This window comes from Streptomyces globisporus C-1027 (assembly GCF_000261345.2).
Classification (GTDB): domain Bacteria; phylum Actinomycetota; class Actinomycetes; order Streptomycetales; family Streptomycetaceae; genus Streptomyces; species Streptomyces pakalii.
In genome coordinates, this window is record NZ_CP013738.1 from 3766189 (window position 1) to 3780896 (window position 14708).

General features: G+C 71.2%; 14 protein-coding genes and 3 tRNA genes. 8 read left to right on the top strand and 9 right to left on the bottom strand.

Features of this window, described 5'->3' with window-relative positions; genetic code table 11:
- Window positions 1–12: 12 nt before the first annotated feature.
- The 8 genes from purF to purS all read right to left on the bottom strand — a co-directional run bounded on the left by purF (window position 13) and on the right by purS (window position 8403).
- Window positions 13–1539: an amidophosphoribosyltransferase gene (purF, locus tag WQO_RS16320; RefSeq protein WP_010056438.1), complete on the bottom strand. Its 1527-nt coding sequence runs from the start codon at window positions 1537–1539 to the stop codon at window positions 13–15.
- Window positions 1540–1870: 331 nt separating this feature from the next.
- Window positions 1871–2710 carry an META domain-containing protein gene (locus WQO_RS16325; protein WP_010056439.1) on the bottom strand — a complete coding sequence of 280 codons (840 nt, stop codon included), beginning with the start codon at window positions 2708–2710 and terminating at the stop codon, window positions 1871–1873.
- Between the two features lie 111 nt (window positions 2711–2821).
- Entirely contained in the window at window positions 2822–3619 is a 798-nt protein-coding gene (locus WQO_RS16330; RefSeq protein WP_010056440.1) for a maleylpyruvate isomerase family mycothiol-dependent enzyme, read from the bottom strand.
- Between the two features lie 10 nt (window positions 3620–3629).
- The gene (locus WQO_RS16335) at window positions 3630–4559 is read right to left on the bottom strand and encodes a M23 family metallopeptidase (protein WP_010056441.1); all 930 of its coding nucleotides are present in this window, start codon (window positions 4557–4559) and stop codon (window positions 3630–3632) included.
- A 47-nt stretch (window positions 4560–4606) separates the two neighbouring features.
- Window positions 4607–5113 (bottom strand): ArsR/SmtB family transcription factor, encoded by a 507-nt coding sequence (locus WQO_RS16340; RefSeq protein ID WP_010056442.1) that lies wholly within the window; start codon window positions 5111–5113, stop codon window positions 4607–4609.
- A 115-nt stretch (window positions 5114–5228) separates the two neighbouring features.
- The gene (purL, locus tag WQO_RS16345; protein WP_010056443.1) at window positions 5229–7478 is read right to left on the bottom strand and encodes a phosphoribosylformylglycinamidine synthase subunit PurL; all 2250 of its coding nucleotides are present in this window, start codon (window positions 7476–7478) and stop codon (window positions 5229–5231) included.
- Window positions 7475–8155 (bottom strand): phosphoribosylformylglycinamidine synthase subunit PurQ, encoded by a 681-nt coding sequence (gene purQ, locus WQO_RS16350; RefSeq protein ID WP_010056444.1) that lies wholly within the window; start codon window positions 8153–8155, stop codon window positions 7475–7477. The genes purL and purQ overlap by 4 nt, the downstream gene beginning before the upstream one ends.
- Window positions 8152–8403: a phosphoribosylformylglycinamidine synthase subunit PurS gene (purS, locus tag WQO_RS16355; RefSeq protein ID WP_010056446.1), complete on the bottom strand. Its 252-nt coding sequence runs from the start codon at window positions 8401–8403 to the stop codon at window positions 8152–8154. The genes purQ and purS overlap by 4 nt, the downstream gene beginning before the upstream one ends.
- Before the next feature lie 436 nt (window positions 8404–8839).
- Here purS and WQO_RS16360 point away from each other — a divergent pair, with 436 nt between their 5' ends.
- The 8 genes from WQO_RS16360 (at window position 8840) to WQO_RS16395 (ending at window position 13705) form a co-directional block, all read left to right on the top strand.
- Window positions 8840–9175, top strand: a complete 336-nt coding sequence (locus tag WQO_RS16360) for a histone-like nucleoid-structuring protein Lsr2 (protein ID WP_010056447.1) — start codon at window positions 8840–8842, stop codon at window positions 9173–9175.
- Window positions 9176–9358: 183 nt separating this feature from the next.
- A tRNA-Gly gene (locus tag WQO_RS16365) sits at window positions 9359–9430 on the top strand.
- A 79-nt stretch (window positions 9431–9509) separates the two neighbouring features.
- Window positions 9510–9582: transfer RNA gene (locus WQO_RS16370), tRNA-Gly, on the top strand.
- 128 nt (window positions 9583–9710) lie between these two features.
- Complete coding sequence (locus WQO_RS16375) at window positions 9711–10778, top strand: ABC transporter ATP-binding protein (protein WP_010056448.1); 1068 nt, start codon at window positions 9711–9713, stop codon at window positions 10776–10778.
- Window positions 10775–11611 carry an ABC transporter permease gene (locus WQO_RS16380; RefSeq protein WP_010056449.1) on the top strand — a complete coding sequence of 279 codons (837 nt, stop codon included), beginning with the start codon at window positions 10775–10777 and terminating at the stop codon, window positions 11609–11611. The genes WQO_RS16375 and WQO_RS16380 overlap by 4 nt, the downstream gene beginning before the upstream one ends.
- 1 nt (window position 11612) lies before the next feature.
- On the top strand, window positions 11613–12989 hold the full coding sequence (locus WQO_RS16385; RefSeq protein ID WP_029181902.1) for a sensor histidine kinase: 1377 nt from the start codon (window positions 11613–11615) through the stop codon (window positions 12987–12989).
- Window positions 12986–13606 (top strand): response regulator transcription factor, encoded by a 621-nt coding sequence (locus tag WQO_RS16390; RefSeq protein WP_010056451.1) that lies wholly within the window; start codon window positions 12986–12988, stop codon window positions 13604–13606. Before WQO_RS16385 ends, WQO_RS16390 begins: the two co-directional genes overlap by 4 nt.
- A 23-nt stretch (window positions 13607–13629) precedes the next feature.
- Window positions 13630–13705 (top strand) — tRNA-Gly (locus tag WQO_RS16395).
- 56 nt (window positions 13706–13761) lie between these two features.
- Here the strand turns inward: WQO_RS16395 and WQO_RS16400 are convergent.
- Window positions 13762–14676 (bottom strand): phosphoribosylaminoimidazolesuccinocarboxamide synthase, encoded by a 915-nt coding sequence (locus WQO_RS16400; RefSeq protein WP_010056452.1) that lies wholly within the window; start codon window positions 14674–14676, stop codon window positions 13762–13764.
- Window positions 14677–14708: the final 32 nt, after the last annotated feature.

Consider the following 14708-nt stretch of genomic DNA (forward strand, 5'->3'; position numbering starts at 1 on the left):
GGTGCGTCCGGGTCACGGACGGCGCAGCGCGTCGGCCGCGGCGGTCGCCGCGGGGCCCGCCGCCAGCTCGGTCTCCAGCAGCTGCTTGCCGAGCAGCTCCGGGTCCGGGAGGTCCATGGGGTACTCACCGTCGAAGCAGGCGCGGCAGAGGTTCGGCTTGTCGATCGTCGTCGCCTCGATCATCGAGTCGATCGAGATGTACGCGAGGGAGTCGGCGCCCATGGAGGTGCAGATCTCGTCGACCGTCATGCCGTTGGCGATCAGCTCGGCGCGGGTGGCGAAGTCGATCCCGAAGAAGCAGGGCCACTTCACCGGCGGCGAGGAGATCCGGATGTGGATCTCGGCCGCACCGGCCTCGCGGAGCATCCGGACCAGGGCGCGCTGGGTGTTGCCGCGGACGATCGAGTCGTCGACGACCACCAGGCGCTTGCCCTTGATGACTTCCTTCAGCGGGTTCAGCTTGAGCCGGATGCCGAGCTGGCGGATGGTCTGCGAGGGCTGGATGAAGGTCCGGCCGACGTAGGCGTTCTTGACCAGTCCGGCACCGAAGGGGATGCCGCTGGCTTCCGCGTACCCGATCGCGGCGGGAGTGCCGGATTCCGGGGTCGCTATGACGAGGTCCGCCTCGACGGGGGCCTCGGCGGCCAGCTTGCGGCCCATCTCCACGCGGGAGAGGTAGACGTTCCGCCCGGCGATGTCGGTGTCGGGGCGGGCCAGGTAGACGTACTCGAAGACACAGCCCTTGGGCTTCGCTTCTGCGAATCGCGAGGTGCGGAGACCGTTCTCGTCGATGGCGACGAGCTCGCCCGGCTCGATCTCGCGTACGTAGCTGGCGCCGCAGATGTCGAGCGCGGCGGACTCGGAGGCGACGACCCAGCCGCGCTCCAGGCGGCCCAGGACCAGCGGGCGGATGCCCTGCGGGTCGCGGGCGGCGTAGAGCGTGTGCTCGTCCATGAAGACGAGCGAGAAGGCGCCCTTCACATCGGGGAGCACCTTGGCGGCGGCTTCCTCGATGGTGAGCGGCTTGTCGTCCTCGTCGCGCTGCCCGGCGAGCAGCGCGGTCACCAGGTCGGTGTCGTTGGTCGCGGCGACCTGGGTGGCGCGGCCGTCCTTGCGCGGGAGGTCGGCGACCATCTCCGCGAGCTGGGCGGTGTTGACCAGGTTCCCGTTGTGGCCGAGGGCGATCGAGCCGTGCGCGGTGGCACGGAACGTCGGCTGCGCGTTCTCCCACACCGAGGCACCGGTGGTGGAGTAGCGGGCATGACCGACCGCGATATGGCCCTGGAGGGAACCCAGAGACGTTTCGTCGAAGACCTGCGAGACCAGTCCCATGTCCTTGAAGACCAGGATCTGGGACCCGTTGCTCACTGCGATGCCCGCGGATTCCTGTCCGCGGTGCTGCAGGGCATACAGTCCGAAATAGGTGAGCTTGGCGACCTCTTCGCCCGGAGCCCAGACACCGAAGACGCCACAAGCGTCCTGGGGGCCTTTCTCTCCGGGGAGCAGGTCGTGGTTGAGTCGTCCATCACCACGGGGCACGGCACCGAGTGTAGGCGAGGTCGGCCACTGGTCCGAATTGGGGACCGGGGGGCGAACGCGCGGTGGAGCACGGGGAACGGGCCCGCCCGCCGCCCGGGGCGGGCGATTCGGGGGACTTCGATCAGTGACCCTGCGTGACGACGGCCCGGAGGGCGCGGAGCGCCCGGGGCGGACGCGGCGCTCCCTTCCGGGCCGAGCGAATGGTTACCGACGGGTAGCCATGGTGGGCGGCGGGCGGACGGCCGTGGCGCTCGGTGAACCCGGCCGATCTTCGCCGCGGCTGCTGGCCGAACGCTCGTTTCGTGGTGAGCCTCACACCGAGGGGCCGGGTTCAGCCGTGCTCGGAGCTGTTTTCGGCCCCGGCGGGTGCCGCTGTGGCGCCGATCCCCTTGCCGTCGTCGGCGGCGAGGGTGAGCGTGCTGCCCTTGATCGTGTACGTCTTCGTGCCCTTGAGGGCGGCGAGCACGGCGCGCTCCGTCTCCATCTCGGCCTCCGGGCACATCTTGCGGGTGCTGACCGTGGGCCCGAAGACGATTCGGGAGTCCTTGACCGTGGCCTTGCCGCTGAAGGAGTTGCAGCCGGCGTTGCCGCGTACGGTGCCGTCCTCGGCGAAGGTCAGGTGCGGCGTCCGCTCCTTCGGCAGGTCCGCCGGCACGGTGGTGGCGGTCTTCCCGTCGAGCAGCGTGTTGACCGTCCACTTGGTGCCCACCAGGTCGGCCGGCTTCTCCTCGCTGAGGGCCATGGTGTCTCCGCTTTCCGTGGTGAGGGTCAGCTTGTCGCCGGAGAGCTTCGCGGTGTGCTCGCCGCCCATCGCGTCGATGGCGGCCTTCTCGAACCTCTCGATCTTCACGTCGCATGCCATCTGCGTGGTGACGGGCTTGCCGAGGGTGATCCGGTCGCCCTTCACCTGCGCGTCCACGCTGATGTGGTTGCAGCCGAAGTCCGCGGTGGCCCGGCCCTTCGGGTCGATCTCCAGGCGGGCCCCCTCCGGGGCCTCGGTCTTCTTCCCGCCGACCGTCACCGAGTCGACGCTCCACGCCACGCCGGTGACGGGGACATCGCTCTGCGCGGTGTCACCGCCGTCGCCGGATCCCTTGCCGGAGCCGGAACCCGACTCCGTACCGCAGGCGGCGAGGGCGAGGAGGGCCAGGACACTGACGCTGAGGGTCATCCGTTGTGTGTGCATGGCGATGTGACGGTACGAGGGTCCGATCCGGTTCCGTCCGCTCCGCTTCGGGGTGTACGGAACCGGGTCGCCTCTTCTCTCCGCCGGGCGGCCGGCTCAGCGCAGCAGCGGGAGCAGCGCGGCCAGGTCGGCCCGCTCCCCACTGGCGCTGACCTCGGCTTCCTCCAGTGCCCGCGCCCACTCCGTACGCCCGGTGGCGAGCCGGATCCAGGTCAGCGGGGAGGTCTCCACGACGTTGGGCGGGGTGCCCCGGGTGTGCTTGGGCCCGCCGATGCACTGGACCACCGCGAACGGCGGGACGCGTACCTCGACCGAGCCGCCGGGGGCCCGGTCCGCGAGGGTGTCCGCCAGCAGCCGGGTGCAGGCGGCCAGGGCCTGCCGGTCGTACGGGATCTCCAGCCCGAGCGCCTCGTTCAGGTCGTCCGTGTGGACGACCAGCTCGACGGTCCGGGTGACCAGGTAGTCGGTCAGCCGCATGGAGCCGACCCGGGTGGGCAGCAGCCGGTCCCCGGTGCCGGAGGCGGGGACGTCCGCGAGGAAGGCCGCCTCCACCTCCCCGTACAGCGCGAGGAGGTCGGGGTGGTCGGCAGCCGGGGCCGGCGCCTCGGGGTCCCTGACGACGGCCGCGACGGCCGGCGGCCACTCCAGGAGGGTGGTCGCGGGCTTGGGTCCCGGCGGCTCCGGCAGGGCCAGGTCCCGGCTGACCGAGCCGAGCCCCAGCGCGATGTGCGCGACCAGATCACGCACCGTCCAGTCGCCGAGCCGGGTCGGCGCGGCGAGCTGCTGCGGCGTCAGCGCGGCGACGGCGTCGCGCACATGGGCGTACTGGGCGAGGACCGCCGTCCGGGTCCTGAGGTGGTCGTAGGCGCGCGGGCGCTTCTTGGCCGGAGGCATGGGGCCGAGACTAACCGGCGCCACCGACATCGCCGGGCCGGGCTTCCGCGACCCGCTCGCCGGCTTCGTCGATCCGCTCGCCGGCTTCCGCGACCCGCCCCCCGGCTGCGTCGACCGTGAACGTCTCGCCGTTCGCCGGGACTCCGACGCCCCGCCAGCTGAACGGGACACCCCGCGCGTCGTCGAGGTCCGGGCCGTCCATGAGGTGGACGTGGAGGTGCGGTTCGGAGCTGTTGCCGGAGTTCCCCACGCTGCCGATCCGCTGCCCGGCCCGGACGGTGTCCCCGGCCTTCACCCGGAGCGAGCCGCGCCGGGCGTGCGCGTAGACGGCGTACGTACCGTCGCCGAGGTCGAGGATCACGTGGTTGCCGATGACCCGGTGCGCGCCGACGATCGAACGGACGTTGCCCTCGATGAGCATCAGGTAGAGGAACCCGGCCAGCGACGTGCGGCTCAGGTGGTCGCGCTGGCCGTCGCTCGCCCGCACGACCGTGGCGTCGGCCACCGCGAGCAGGGGCGCGCCGAAGGCCGGGAAGGCCCGGTTGCGGCGGACGAGCGGCCAGATCCAGCGGAACGCGGGCCGGGCCGGGGGTTCGCCCTCCAACGTCTCCGGGTCCGCCGCGATGTCGATCGCGTACGTCTGCCCGTACACGTGCGTCCCGTGGCTCGGCACCTTGTCCGCCGGGCTGTTGAGGGCGCTCCAGCGGCCGGTCACCGGCGGCTCGACCTCGACCGGGGGCCGCGGCTCGCCCCGGGGCGCGGCGGCCCGGGCCTGGAGGGTCGTCGTGGCCACCATGAGGGCGAGCACGATCATCGCGGGCAGGAAGGTGGTCGCCCAGCCCGGTCCGGGCAGGTCCGTGACGAACTCGGCGATCATCAGCACGAACAGGACCAGCCAGGACAGCCGCATGGCGACCGGGACGGCTTTGCGGACGGACATGGTCTTCCCCCCTGTTGTCTGCGGTTCCACGGCTGTTGCTCGCGGTTCTACGGCCGCGCCGCCGTCAGCACCACCAGCAGCGGCACGACCCGGGCGGGCGGCACCTCGTACCTGCCGCGCCCTGCCGCGTGCAGCCAGCCCGCGCCGGTCAGCTGGCGCAGGTGGTGGTAGATCTGGCCGGTGGTGCCGGCCCCGTCGAGCGCGGCCAGTTCGGCGGCCGTCCTCAGGCCGCCGAGGATCTCGCGGAGCAGGCGCAGCCGGACCGGGTGGCCCAGGGCGGCGAACGACTCGGCGGCATCCGCCCAGTCCCCGTCGAACAGGGCCTCGGTGAAGGCGCCGTACTGCCATCCGTACTGCTCACCGGTGGGCAGCCGGACCGAGCCCGTGTAGAGCACTCCCCCGTCGGCCCCGGCCTCCCCGGCGTCGGCGAGCTGCTGTTTCAGCCCTTCCAGCGCCCAGAAGTCGCCGTCGCCCAGCCGGGGGGACTCGGGGTCCCGCCGCTCCAGCGCCGTGAGCCGCCTCTCCAGCTCGGCGACCCGCTGCTCCAGCTCCATGACACCAACCTTACGTAATTACGTAATTTCCATCAAGAAGGTTCGGGGGAAGGCCGAAGCCCCCGCCCGGACGGCCCGGGCGGGGGCTTCGCGAAAACGCCGGTCGGCGCGCGGCTCAGGCGAGCAGCGCGGGGATCGTCGCCTCGTGCGCCGTACGGAGCTCGCTCAGCGGGATGCTGAACTCGCCCTGGATCTCGATCTCCTCGCCGTCCACGACACCGATGCGGGCGACGGGCAGACCGCGCGCCCCGCACATGTCGGTGAAGCGGAGCTCCTCGCTGCGCGGGACCGCGACGACCGCGCGGCCCGCCGACTCGGAGAAGAGGAACGTGAACGCGTCCAGGCCGTCCGGCACGACCAGCCGGGCGCCCTTCCCGCCGCGCAGGCAGGACTCGGTGACCGCCTGGATCAGGCCGCCGTCGGACAGGTCGTGCGCGGCGTCGATCATGCCGTCGCGCGAGGCCGAGATGAGGATCTCCGCGAGCAGCTTCTCGCGGGCCAGGTCCACCTTGGGCGGCAGGCCGCCGAGGTGCTGGTGGACGACCTCGGACCAGGCCGAGCCGCCGAACTCCTCGGCCGTGTCGCCCAGCAGGTAGAGGAGCTGGCCCTCTTCCGCGAAGGCGACCGGCGTGCGCCGGTTCACATCGTCGATGACACCGAGCACGGCCACGACCGGCGTCGGGTGGATCGCCGTCTCACCGGTCTGGTTGTACAGCGAGACGTTGCCGCCGGTGACCGGGGTGCCCAGCTCCAGGCAGCCGTCCGCGAGACCGCGCGTGGCCTCGGCGAACTGCCACATGACGTCCGGGTCCTCCGGGGAGCCGAAGTTCAGGCAGTCCGAGATGGCGAGCGGCTTGGCACCGGAGGCGGCGACGTTGCGGTACGACTCCGCCAGCGCGAGCTGTGCGCCGGTGTACGGGTCGAGCTTGGCGTACCGGCCGTTGCCGTCGGTCGCCAGGGCCACGCCCAGGTTCGACTCGGCGTCGATGCGGACCATGCCCGCGTCCTCGGGCATCGCGAGGACGGTGTTGCCCTGCACGAAGCGGTCGTACTGGTCGGTGATCCAGGACTTCGAGGCCTGGTTCGGGGATGCGACCAGCTGGAGGACCTGCTCGCGCAGCTCGGCGGCGTCGGCCGGGCGGGCGAGCTTGCCCGCGTCGTCCGCCTGGAGCGCGTCCTGCCAGGACGGCCGGGCGAACGGGCGGTGGTAGACCGGGCCGTCGTGGGCGACCGAGCGCGGCGGTACGTCGACGATCTGCTCGCCGTGCCAGAAGATCTCCAGCTGGGAGCCGTCGGTCACCTCACCGATGACGGTGGCGATGACGTCCCACTTCTCGCAGATCTCCAGGAAGCGGTCCACGTGCTGCGGCTCGACGATCGCGCACATGCGCTCCTGCGACTCGCTCATGAGGATTTCCTCGGGCGAGAGGGAGGAGTCGCGCAGCGGCACGGTGTCCAGCTCGACGCGCATGCCGCCGGAACCGGCCGAGGCCAGCTCGCTGGTGGCGCAGGAGAGCCCGGCGCCGCCGAGGTCCTGGATGCCCGCGACGAGCTTCTCCTTGAAGATCTCCAGGGTGCACTCGATGAGGAGCTTCTCCTGGAACGGGTCGCCGACCTGGACGGCGGGGCGCTTGGCGGGGCCCGTCGACTCGAAGGTCTCGCTCGCCAGCACGGAGACGCCGCCGATGCCGTCGCCGCCGGTGCGGGCGCCGTACAGGATGACCTTGTTGCCGGGGCCCGACGCCTGCGCGAGGTGGATGTCCTCGTGCTTCATCACGCCGATGCACCCGGCGTTGACCAGCGGGTTGCCCTGGTAGCAGGAGTCGAAGACGACCTCGCCGCCGATGTTGGGCAGGCCCAGGCAGTTGCCGTAGCCGCCGATGCCCGCGACGACGCCCGGCAGGACGCGCTTGGTGTCGGGGTGGTCGGCCGCGCCGAAGCGCAGCGGGTCGACGACCGCGACCGGGCGGGCGCCCATCGCGAGGATGTCGCGGACGATGCCGCCGATGCCGGTGGCCGCGCCCTGGTAGGGCTCGATGTACGAGGGGTGGTTGTGCGACTCGACCTTGAAGGTGACCGCGTACCCCTGGCCGACGTCGACGACGCCCGCGTTCTCGCCGATGCCGACGAGCATCGCGTCGTTGGCGGGGACCTTCTCGCCGAACTGCTTGAGGTGGACCTTGCTGCTCTTGTACGAGCAGTGCTCTGACCACATCACGGAGTACATGGCGAGTTCGGCGCCGGTGGGACGGCGGCCCAGGATCTCGCGGATCCGGGCGTACTCGTCCTCCTTGAGGCCGAGCTCCCTCCAGGGCTGCGCGGCGTCCGGGGTCTCGGCCGCGTGCTTGACCGTATCCAGGCTCATGCGTTGACCAGCTTCTTGATGATCGAGGTGAAGAAACCGAGGCCGTCGGTGCGGCCGGTGCCGATGAGCGGCTCCACGGCGTGCTCCGGGTGCGGCATCAGGCCGACGATGTTGCCCGCGGCGTTGGTGATGCCCGCGATGTCGCGGAGCGAGCCGTTGGGGTTGCCGTCCAGGTAGCGGAAGGCGACGCGGCCCTCGGCCTCCAGCTCGTCGAGCGTGCGCTCGTCGGCGGTGTAGCGGCCGTCCATGTTCTTGAGCGGGACCCTGATCTCCTGGCCGGCGCTGTAGTCCGAGGTCCAGGCGGTCTCCGCGTTCTCCACCCGCAGCGTCTGGTCGCGGCAGATGAAGTGGAGGTGGTTGTTGCGCAGCATCGCGCCGGGCAGCAGGTGCGCCTCGGTCAGGATCTGGAAACCGTTGCAGATGCCGAGGACCGGCATCCCGGCCTTCGCCTGCTCGATGAGGGTTTCCATCACCGGCGAGAAGCGGGAGATGGCACCGGCGCGGAGGTAGTCCCCGTAGGAGAAACCGCCGGCCAGGACGACCGCGTCGACCTGGTGCAGGTCCTTGTCGCGGTGCCACAGGGATACGGGCTCGGCGCCCGCGATACGGACGGCGCGCAGGGCGTCCTGATCGTCGAGGGTGCCGGGAAAAGTGACGACGCCGATACGGGTGGTCACTTCTCCTCCTCCACCTTCACGACGAAGTCCTCGATGACGGTGTTGGCGAGGAAGGTCTCGGCCATCTCGTTAATACGGGCGAGGGCGGCGTCGTCGACCGGCCCCTCGACCTCCAGCTCGAAACGCTTTCCCTGACGAACGTCCGCGATTCCCTCGAAGCCGAGACGGGGCAGTGCGCGCTGCACCGCCTGTCCCTGCGGGTCGAGGATCTCGGGCTTGAGCATGACGTCGACTACGACGCGTGCCACTGGCACTCCCGGTGTGGTGGTGTGGTGCGGCTGTCTCTCCGGGGGGTTCCCCAGACCCCCGCGGGTCCACTCAGCGTACCTGGCCAAAATTTCTACGCGGGTAGATATCGGGCAGGACGCCCCTGGTCAGGGCAGTGCGTAGATCACGTCCGCATATCGGCCACGACACCGCACGGAAAAACTCTGGGAAAAACCCGCCCGGATTGCACACGGATTGCACACGGACACGCGCACGTAATTGACTGGGCTTCACAATGCGGCACCGAGCGCTGTACAAATGATTACCGGGGAAAGCACCATTGCCCCGAAACAACGGAACACCGGGGACAACGGACCAGTCGACATCGCGTCGATCCGCATCCGCCCGCCTGGCAGCCGGAAGGCAGGCGTCAGCGCACGCAAAATGCGCAGATGCCGTAGGAAAGGACCGATATCCGTGGCTCAGCGCGTAGTGGTGACACTCTCCGACGACATCGACGGGGGAGCGGCGGCGGAAACGGTGACCTTCGCCCTGGACGGGAAGACGTACGAGATCGATCTCAATCCCGCCAACGCGAAGAAACTGCGGAAGACCCTGGCGCCCTACGTGGCCGCCGGGCGGAAGCAGACGAAGGCCGGCAAGCACGGCAGGACGCCCACGGCCTACCACCACACCTCCCTCGCCCCGGACCCGGCGGCCGTCCGCGCCTGGGCCCGCTCGCACCGGATGGACGTGCCGGCCCGCGGCCGCATCCCGAAGAAGGTCTACGAGGCGTTCGCCGCGGCGGGCTGAGCCGACGCCGTACGACGCCCCGTCAGGCGGCCCCGGGTGCACCGCCGGACGGCTCGCCGGCCCTCCCCGCGGACCCGCCCGCCGAGCTCCGCGGGGAGCCGACTTGCGCGACACCCCCGCAGGTCGGATAGAGTCTGGAACACGCCGAGGGGCGAGGCCGCAAAGCCGAATCCCACGCAGCGTGCGGGTGTAGTTCAGTAGTAGAACAGCCCCCTTCCAGGGGGAAGGCGCAGTGTGCAATTCCTGTCACCCGCTCTGCACGACTCTTCGGACCACTTCGTTGGATCAGGTAGAGTGGTGCTCGCTCCACCGGTGAAAGCCGAGTGGCTGCACTGCGGACGTAGCTCAGTTGGTAGAGCGCAACCTTGCCAAGGTTGAGGTCGCCAGTTCGAACCTGGTCGTCCGCTCAGAGCAAAGGCCCCGATCGTTTTCGATCGGGGCCTTTGGCGTTCTTCCGCCACCCCATGACGTTTGTCATGAGCAGTGGTGACAGCGCGCACTGCTTCCGGGCCCGATCCGGCGGAACCCTTGAAGCATGACCAGCGACGACTTTCTCAACGACCGACGCGACGGTGGCACGTTCCCGGTCACGGCCCCCTCGGGAGCCGTGACCACGGAGACGGTGATCGCGGTGGACGGGGTTCGCCGCAGCTACAAGGACGGCTTCGAGGCCGTCTCCGGCGTCTCCTTCTCCGTCGCCCGCGGCGAGCTGTTCGCCCTCCTCGGGACGAACGGCGCGGGCAAGACCTCCACCGTGGAACTCCTCGAAGGACTGGCCCTCCCGACCTCCGGGACCATCAAGGTCCTCGGCCACGACCCGTACCGCGAACGCGCCGCCGTCCGCCCCCGTACCGGCGTCATGCTCCAGGAGGGCGGCTTCCCCTCCGACCTCACCGTGCTGGAGACCGCGCGGATGTGGTCGGCGTGCACCACAGGCGCCCGCCCCGCCGCCGAGGCCCTGGAGATGGTCGGCCTCACCAGCCGGGCCAAGGTGCGGGTCAAGCAGCTGTCCGGCGGCGAGAAGCGGCGCCTGGACCTGGCGCTGGCCCTCACCTCGCGGCCCGAGGTGCTCTTCCTGGACGAACCGACCACCGGACTGGACGCCGAGGGGCGGCGCGACACCTGGGACCTGATCCGGGCGCTCCGGGAGTCCGGCACGACCGTCCTGCTGACCACCCACTATCTGGAGGAGGCCGAGTCCCTCGCGGACCGGCTGGCGATCATGCACCAGGGACAGATCGTGACGGCCGGGACGACGGCCGAGGTCACCGCCGAGCACCCGGCCCGGATCCGCTTCACCCTGCCCGACGGCGTACCGGCCGCACACATTCCGCTCTCGCTCCAGGCCGGGGCGGACGGGCAGCGGGTGGAGATCCGCACCCCCACGCTCCAGAAGTCCCTGCACGAACTCCTCGGCTGGGCCAGGGAGTCGGGCGTGGAACTGCTCGGGCTCGACGCCCGCTCCGCCTCGCTGGAGGAGGCGTTCCTGCAGATCGCGAACACCCAGCTCCGCTCGCGGGCCGACGACCCGCGCCGGGTGGGGCCCCGGCACGGGTCCACCGACGGCAGCACCCCGAACGAGACGAAGAAGGTGACGGCATGACCACGCCCACCGCCCTCGCGGACGGCCGCACGGCCCCCGAGCGGTCCCCCTCCCCCGCCCCCTCCGGCTGGTCCGCCTCCCTCCGGCGGCTGAACGCCCTCGCCCGCGCCGAGCTGATCCTGCTGATCCGCAACCGGTCCGCGATCTTCGTGGCCCTGGTGCTGCCGATCGTGATGATCTTCTCGATCCGGGCCTCGCTCGAACAGATCGACCTCGCCGGCACCGGACTCTCCGTCGCGGGCGCCGCCCTCACCGGCGGTATCGGCATCGTGCTGGTCCAGGTCGTCTACATGAACCTCGTCACCGGCTACGTCACCCGGCGCGAGGAACTCGTCCTCAAGCGGCTGCGCACCGGCGAGGTCACCGACCGGGAGATCCTGATCTCCACGGCGCTGCCCTCCGTCGCGCTGGCGGTCCTCCAGAGCGTGCTGCTCGTCGTGGCGGGCGCGATCGCCTTCGACCTGTCCGCGCCGAAGCGGCCGGAGCTGTTCCTGCTGGGCCTGCTCGTCGGCTTCGTGATGATGTCCGCGCTCGCCGCCGCGACCTCCGCGGTGACCCGGACGGTCCAGACCTCGCAGCTCACCACGCTGCCGCTGTTCTTCGTCTCGCTCTTCGCCTCCGGGATCTTCGTCCCGTTGGACGTCTTCCCGGACAAGCTGGCCGCCGTCTTCGAACTGCTGCCGCTGACCGGCGTGATGACCCTGGTACGGCACGGCTGGCTCGGCGGGGTGGAGGGCGGCGACCTGGTCACGGCCGTCGTGGCGGCGCTGGCCTGGACCGCGTTCGCGGTGTTTGCTGTGCGACGGTGGTTCCGCTGGGACCCGCGGGGCTGACATGAAGGGGCTGAGGGGCGTGATCGGTCGGGTACGGGGCTGGCGGCGGGGCTGGCACGAGCGCAGCAAGCTCCAGCGCATCGACCTGTACACCCGGGGCACACTCGCCGGGCTCCCCTGGGTCTTCCTCGTCTCCTGGGGACTCGTGCCGCTCCTCCCCGTACTGGGCGAAGGCCCGGTTCCGACGGGCCTCGCCGTGGCGTTCTTCGCGGTGAACACCGCCCTGTGCGTCCTGAGCAACCGCCATCTGGGAGCCGCGTTCGCCCACCACCGGGGCACGGAGACCTTCCCCATGCGGCGACTGCGGCTCCCGGCGGCGCTGCTCGCGCTGCTGACCGGCCTGATGGTGGCGCTCGCGGCGACGGCCGACCTCAAGGACGCGGGTCTCGCCCTGCTGGTGCTGGACCTGCCGCTGGCGTTCGCCATCCCGTACGTCCTCCTCGTCCCCATCCGCACCTACCTGGTGCACTGCGCGGTCTACGCGGCGGTCCTGGTGGGGCTGCTGGCGGCCGTCGGGGTGCCCGCGGGGCTGCTCTTCGGCGCGGTCCTCTCGATGCTCGTCGCGATCCTGCTCGTGCTCTCCTCGGTCCGGCCGAGCGCCTGGAGCATGAGCGTCATGTGGCAGGCGGAGGAGGCGCGGGACATGCAGGCCCGCCTCGCGGTGGCGGAGGAACGGCTGCGGTTCGGCCGGGACATGCACGATGTGCTGGGCCGCAACCTGTCGGTGATCGCCCTGAAGAGCGAGCTGGCCGTGGAGCTGGCCCAGCGCGGGAACGCCGCGGCGGTGGACCAGATGGTCGAGGTGCAGCGGATCGCCCGGGCCTCGCAGCAGGAGGTCCGCGATGTCGTGCGCGGCTACCGGGAGGCCGATCTGCCCACCGAACTCATGGGTGCGCGGGGCGTGTTGCAGGCCGCCGGGATCTCCGTCACCGTCGAGGGGGCGGACGGCCCGGCCGGCATCGGGGCTCCGGCCGCCGTGCAGGCGGCGCTCGGCTGGGTGGTGCGCGAGACCGCGACGAACGTCCTGCGCCACGGCGATCCGACCCACTGCTCGATCCGCCTCGCCCGGACCCGGGACGCGGTGGTCCTGGAGGTCGAGAACGACGGGGCCGACGCCACGGATCCGCTCGGCGGCGGGGACGACGGCGGCGGTTCGGGCCTGGCCGGGCTGCGCGAACGGCTCGGGGCGCTCGGCGGCACCCTCACCGCCGGACCGGCCGGGGACGACCTGTTCCGGGTGACGGCGACGGTGCCGCTCACGGCCTCGCGCCCGGACCCGGGCGGGCGCGCCCCCTCGGCCCCGGACCCGGACGGCCCCCCGAGCTCGGCCGCCTCCCCTCCCTCTCCCGCCCCTTCCGCCCTCCCGGAGGAACGATGACCACCGCGCGGCCCCTACGTGTCCTGCTGGCCGACGACGAGCACCTGATCCGGGGCGCGCTGGCCGCGCTGCTCGCCCTGGAGGAGGACCTCGTCGTGGTCGCGGAGGCGGCGAGCGGTCCCGAGGCCCTCGCGATGGCCCTGGCGCACCGGCCCGACGTCGCCGTCCTGGATCTTCAGATGCCGGGTGCGGACGGTGTGAAGGTCGCCACATCGCTGCGGGCCGAACTGCCCGACTGCCGCACCATGATCGTGACCAGCCACGGCCGGCCCGGGCACCTCAAGCGGGCGCTCGCCGCCGGCGTACGGGGGTTCGTGCCGAAGACGGTCAGTGCCCGGCGGCTGGCCGAGATCATCCGTACCGTCCACGCCGGAAACCGTTACGTCGATCCGGAGTTGGCCGCCGACGCGATCTCCGCCGGGGACTCCCCGCTGACCGCCCGGGAGGCCGAGGTGCTCGAACTGGCGGCGGACGGGGCGCCGGTCGCGGAGATTGCCGAGCGGGCCTCGCTCTCCCAGGGGACCGTACGCAACTACCTCTCCTCGGCCGCCTCCAAGATCGGTGCGGAGAACCGGCATACGGCAGTGCGTCTCGCACGCGAGCGAGGATGGGTATAGTAGGCATCGCGCTTCGGCGCACTGCGGACGTAGCTCAGTTGGTAGAGCGCAACCTTGCCAAGGTTGAGGTCGCCAGTTCGAACCTGGTCGTCCGCTCCATGAGAAGAAGGCCCCGGACCTTTCGGTCCGGGGCCTTCTCCGTCTCCACCCGGTCGTTACGCCCAGCTGGTGCCGGTCAGCACCTCGAACGCCTCGATGTACTTGGCGCGGGTCGCGTCCACGATCTCCTGCGGCAGCGCCGGGGGCGGCTGCTCGCTCGCGCGGTCCCAGCCGGAGGCCGGCGAGGTCAGCCAGTCACGCACGAACTGCTTGTCGTAGCTGGGCTGCGCGCGGCCGGGCTCCCAGGTGGCGGCGGGCCAGAAGCGCGAGGAGTCCGGGGTCAGCACCTCGTCGGCGATGATCAGCCGCTCGGTCCCGTCCTCGGTGGTCTCGAAGCCGAACTCGAACTTGGTGTCGGCCAGGATGATCCCGCGCTCGTGCGCGATGTCCCGGGCCCGGCGGTAGACGTCGAGCGTGGTGCGCCGCAGCTCGGCGGCGGTCTCCACGCCGACCTCGCGGGCGACGTCCTCGTAACTGACGTTCTCGTCGTGGTCGCCGACGGCCGCCTTGGTGGCCGGGGTGAAGATCGGCCCGGGCAGCTCGGACCCGTTGACCAGGCCCTCGGGGAGGCCGATGCCGCAGACCGTACGGGTGGCGTCGTACTCGACGAGCCCGGAGCCGGTCAGATAGCCGCGGGCCACACACTCGACCTCGACCATGCGCAGGCTCTTGCAGATGAGGGTGCGCCCCGCCCAGTCGGCCGGGGCGCCCGGGGGCAGCTCGGTCGAGATGACGTGGTTGGGGACGAGGTCGGCGAGCTGGTCGAACCACCAGAGCGAGAGCCGGGTGAGGACGCGGCCCTTGTCGGGGATCTCGGTCGGCAGGACCCAGTCGTACGCGGAGATACGGTCGCTGGCGACCATCACGAGGTCGCCCGCCTCGTTCCGGTACAGGTCACGCACCTTGCCGGTGTGCAGGTGGGTGAGGCCCGGAACCTGTACGGGCTCGGGCTTTTCTACAAAACCGGACACGGTGCCTCCGCGTAGATTGATCCAGGAGCGGT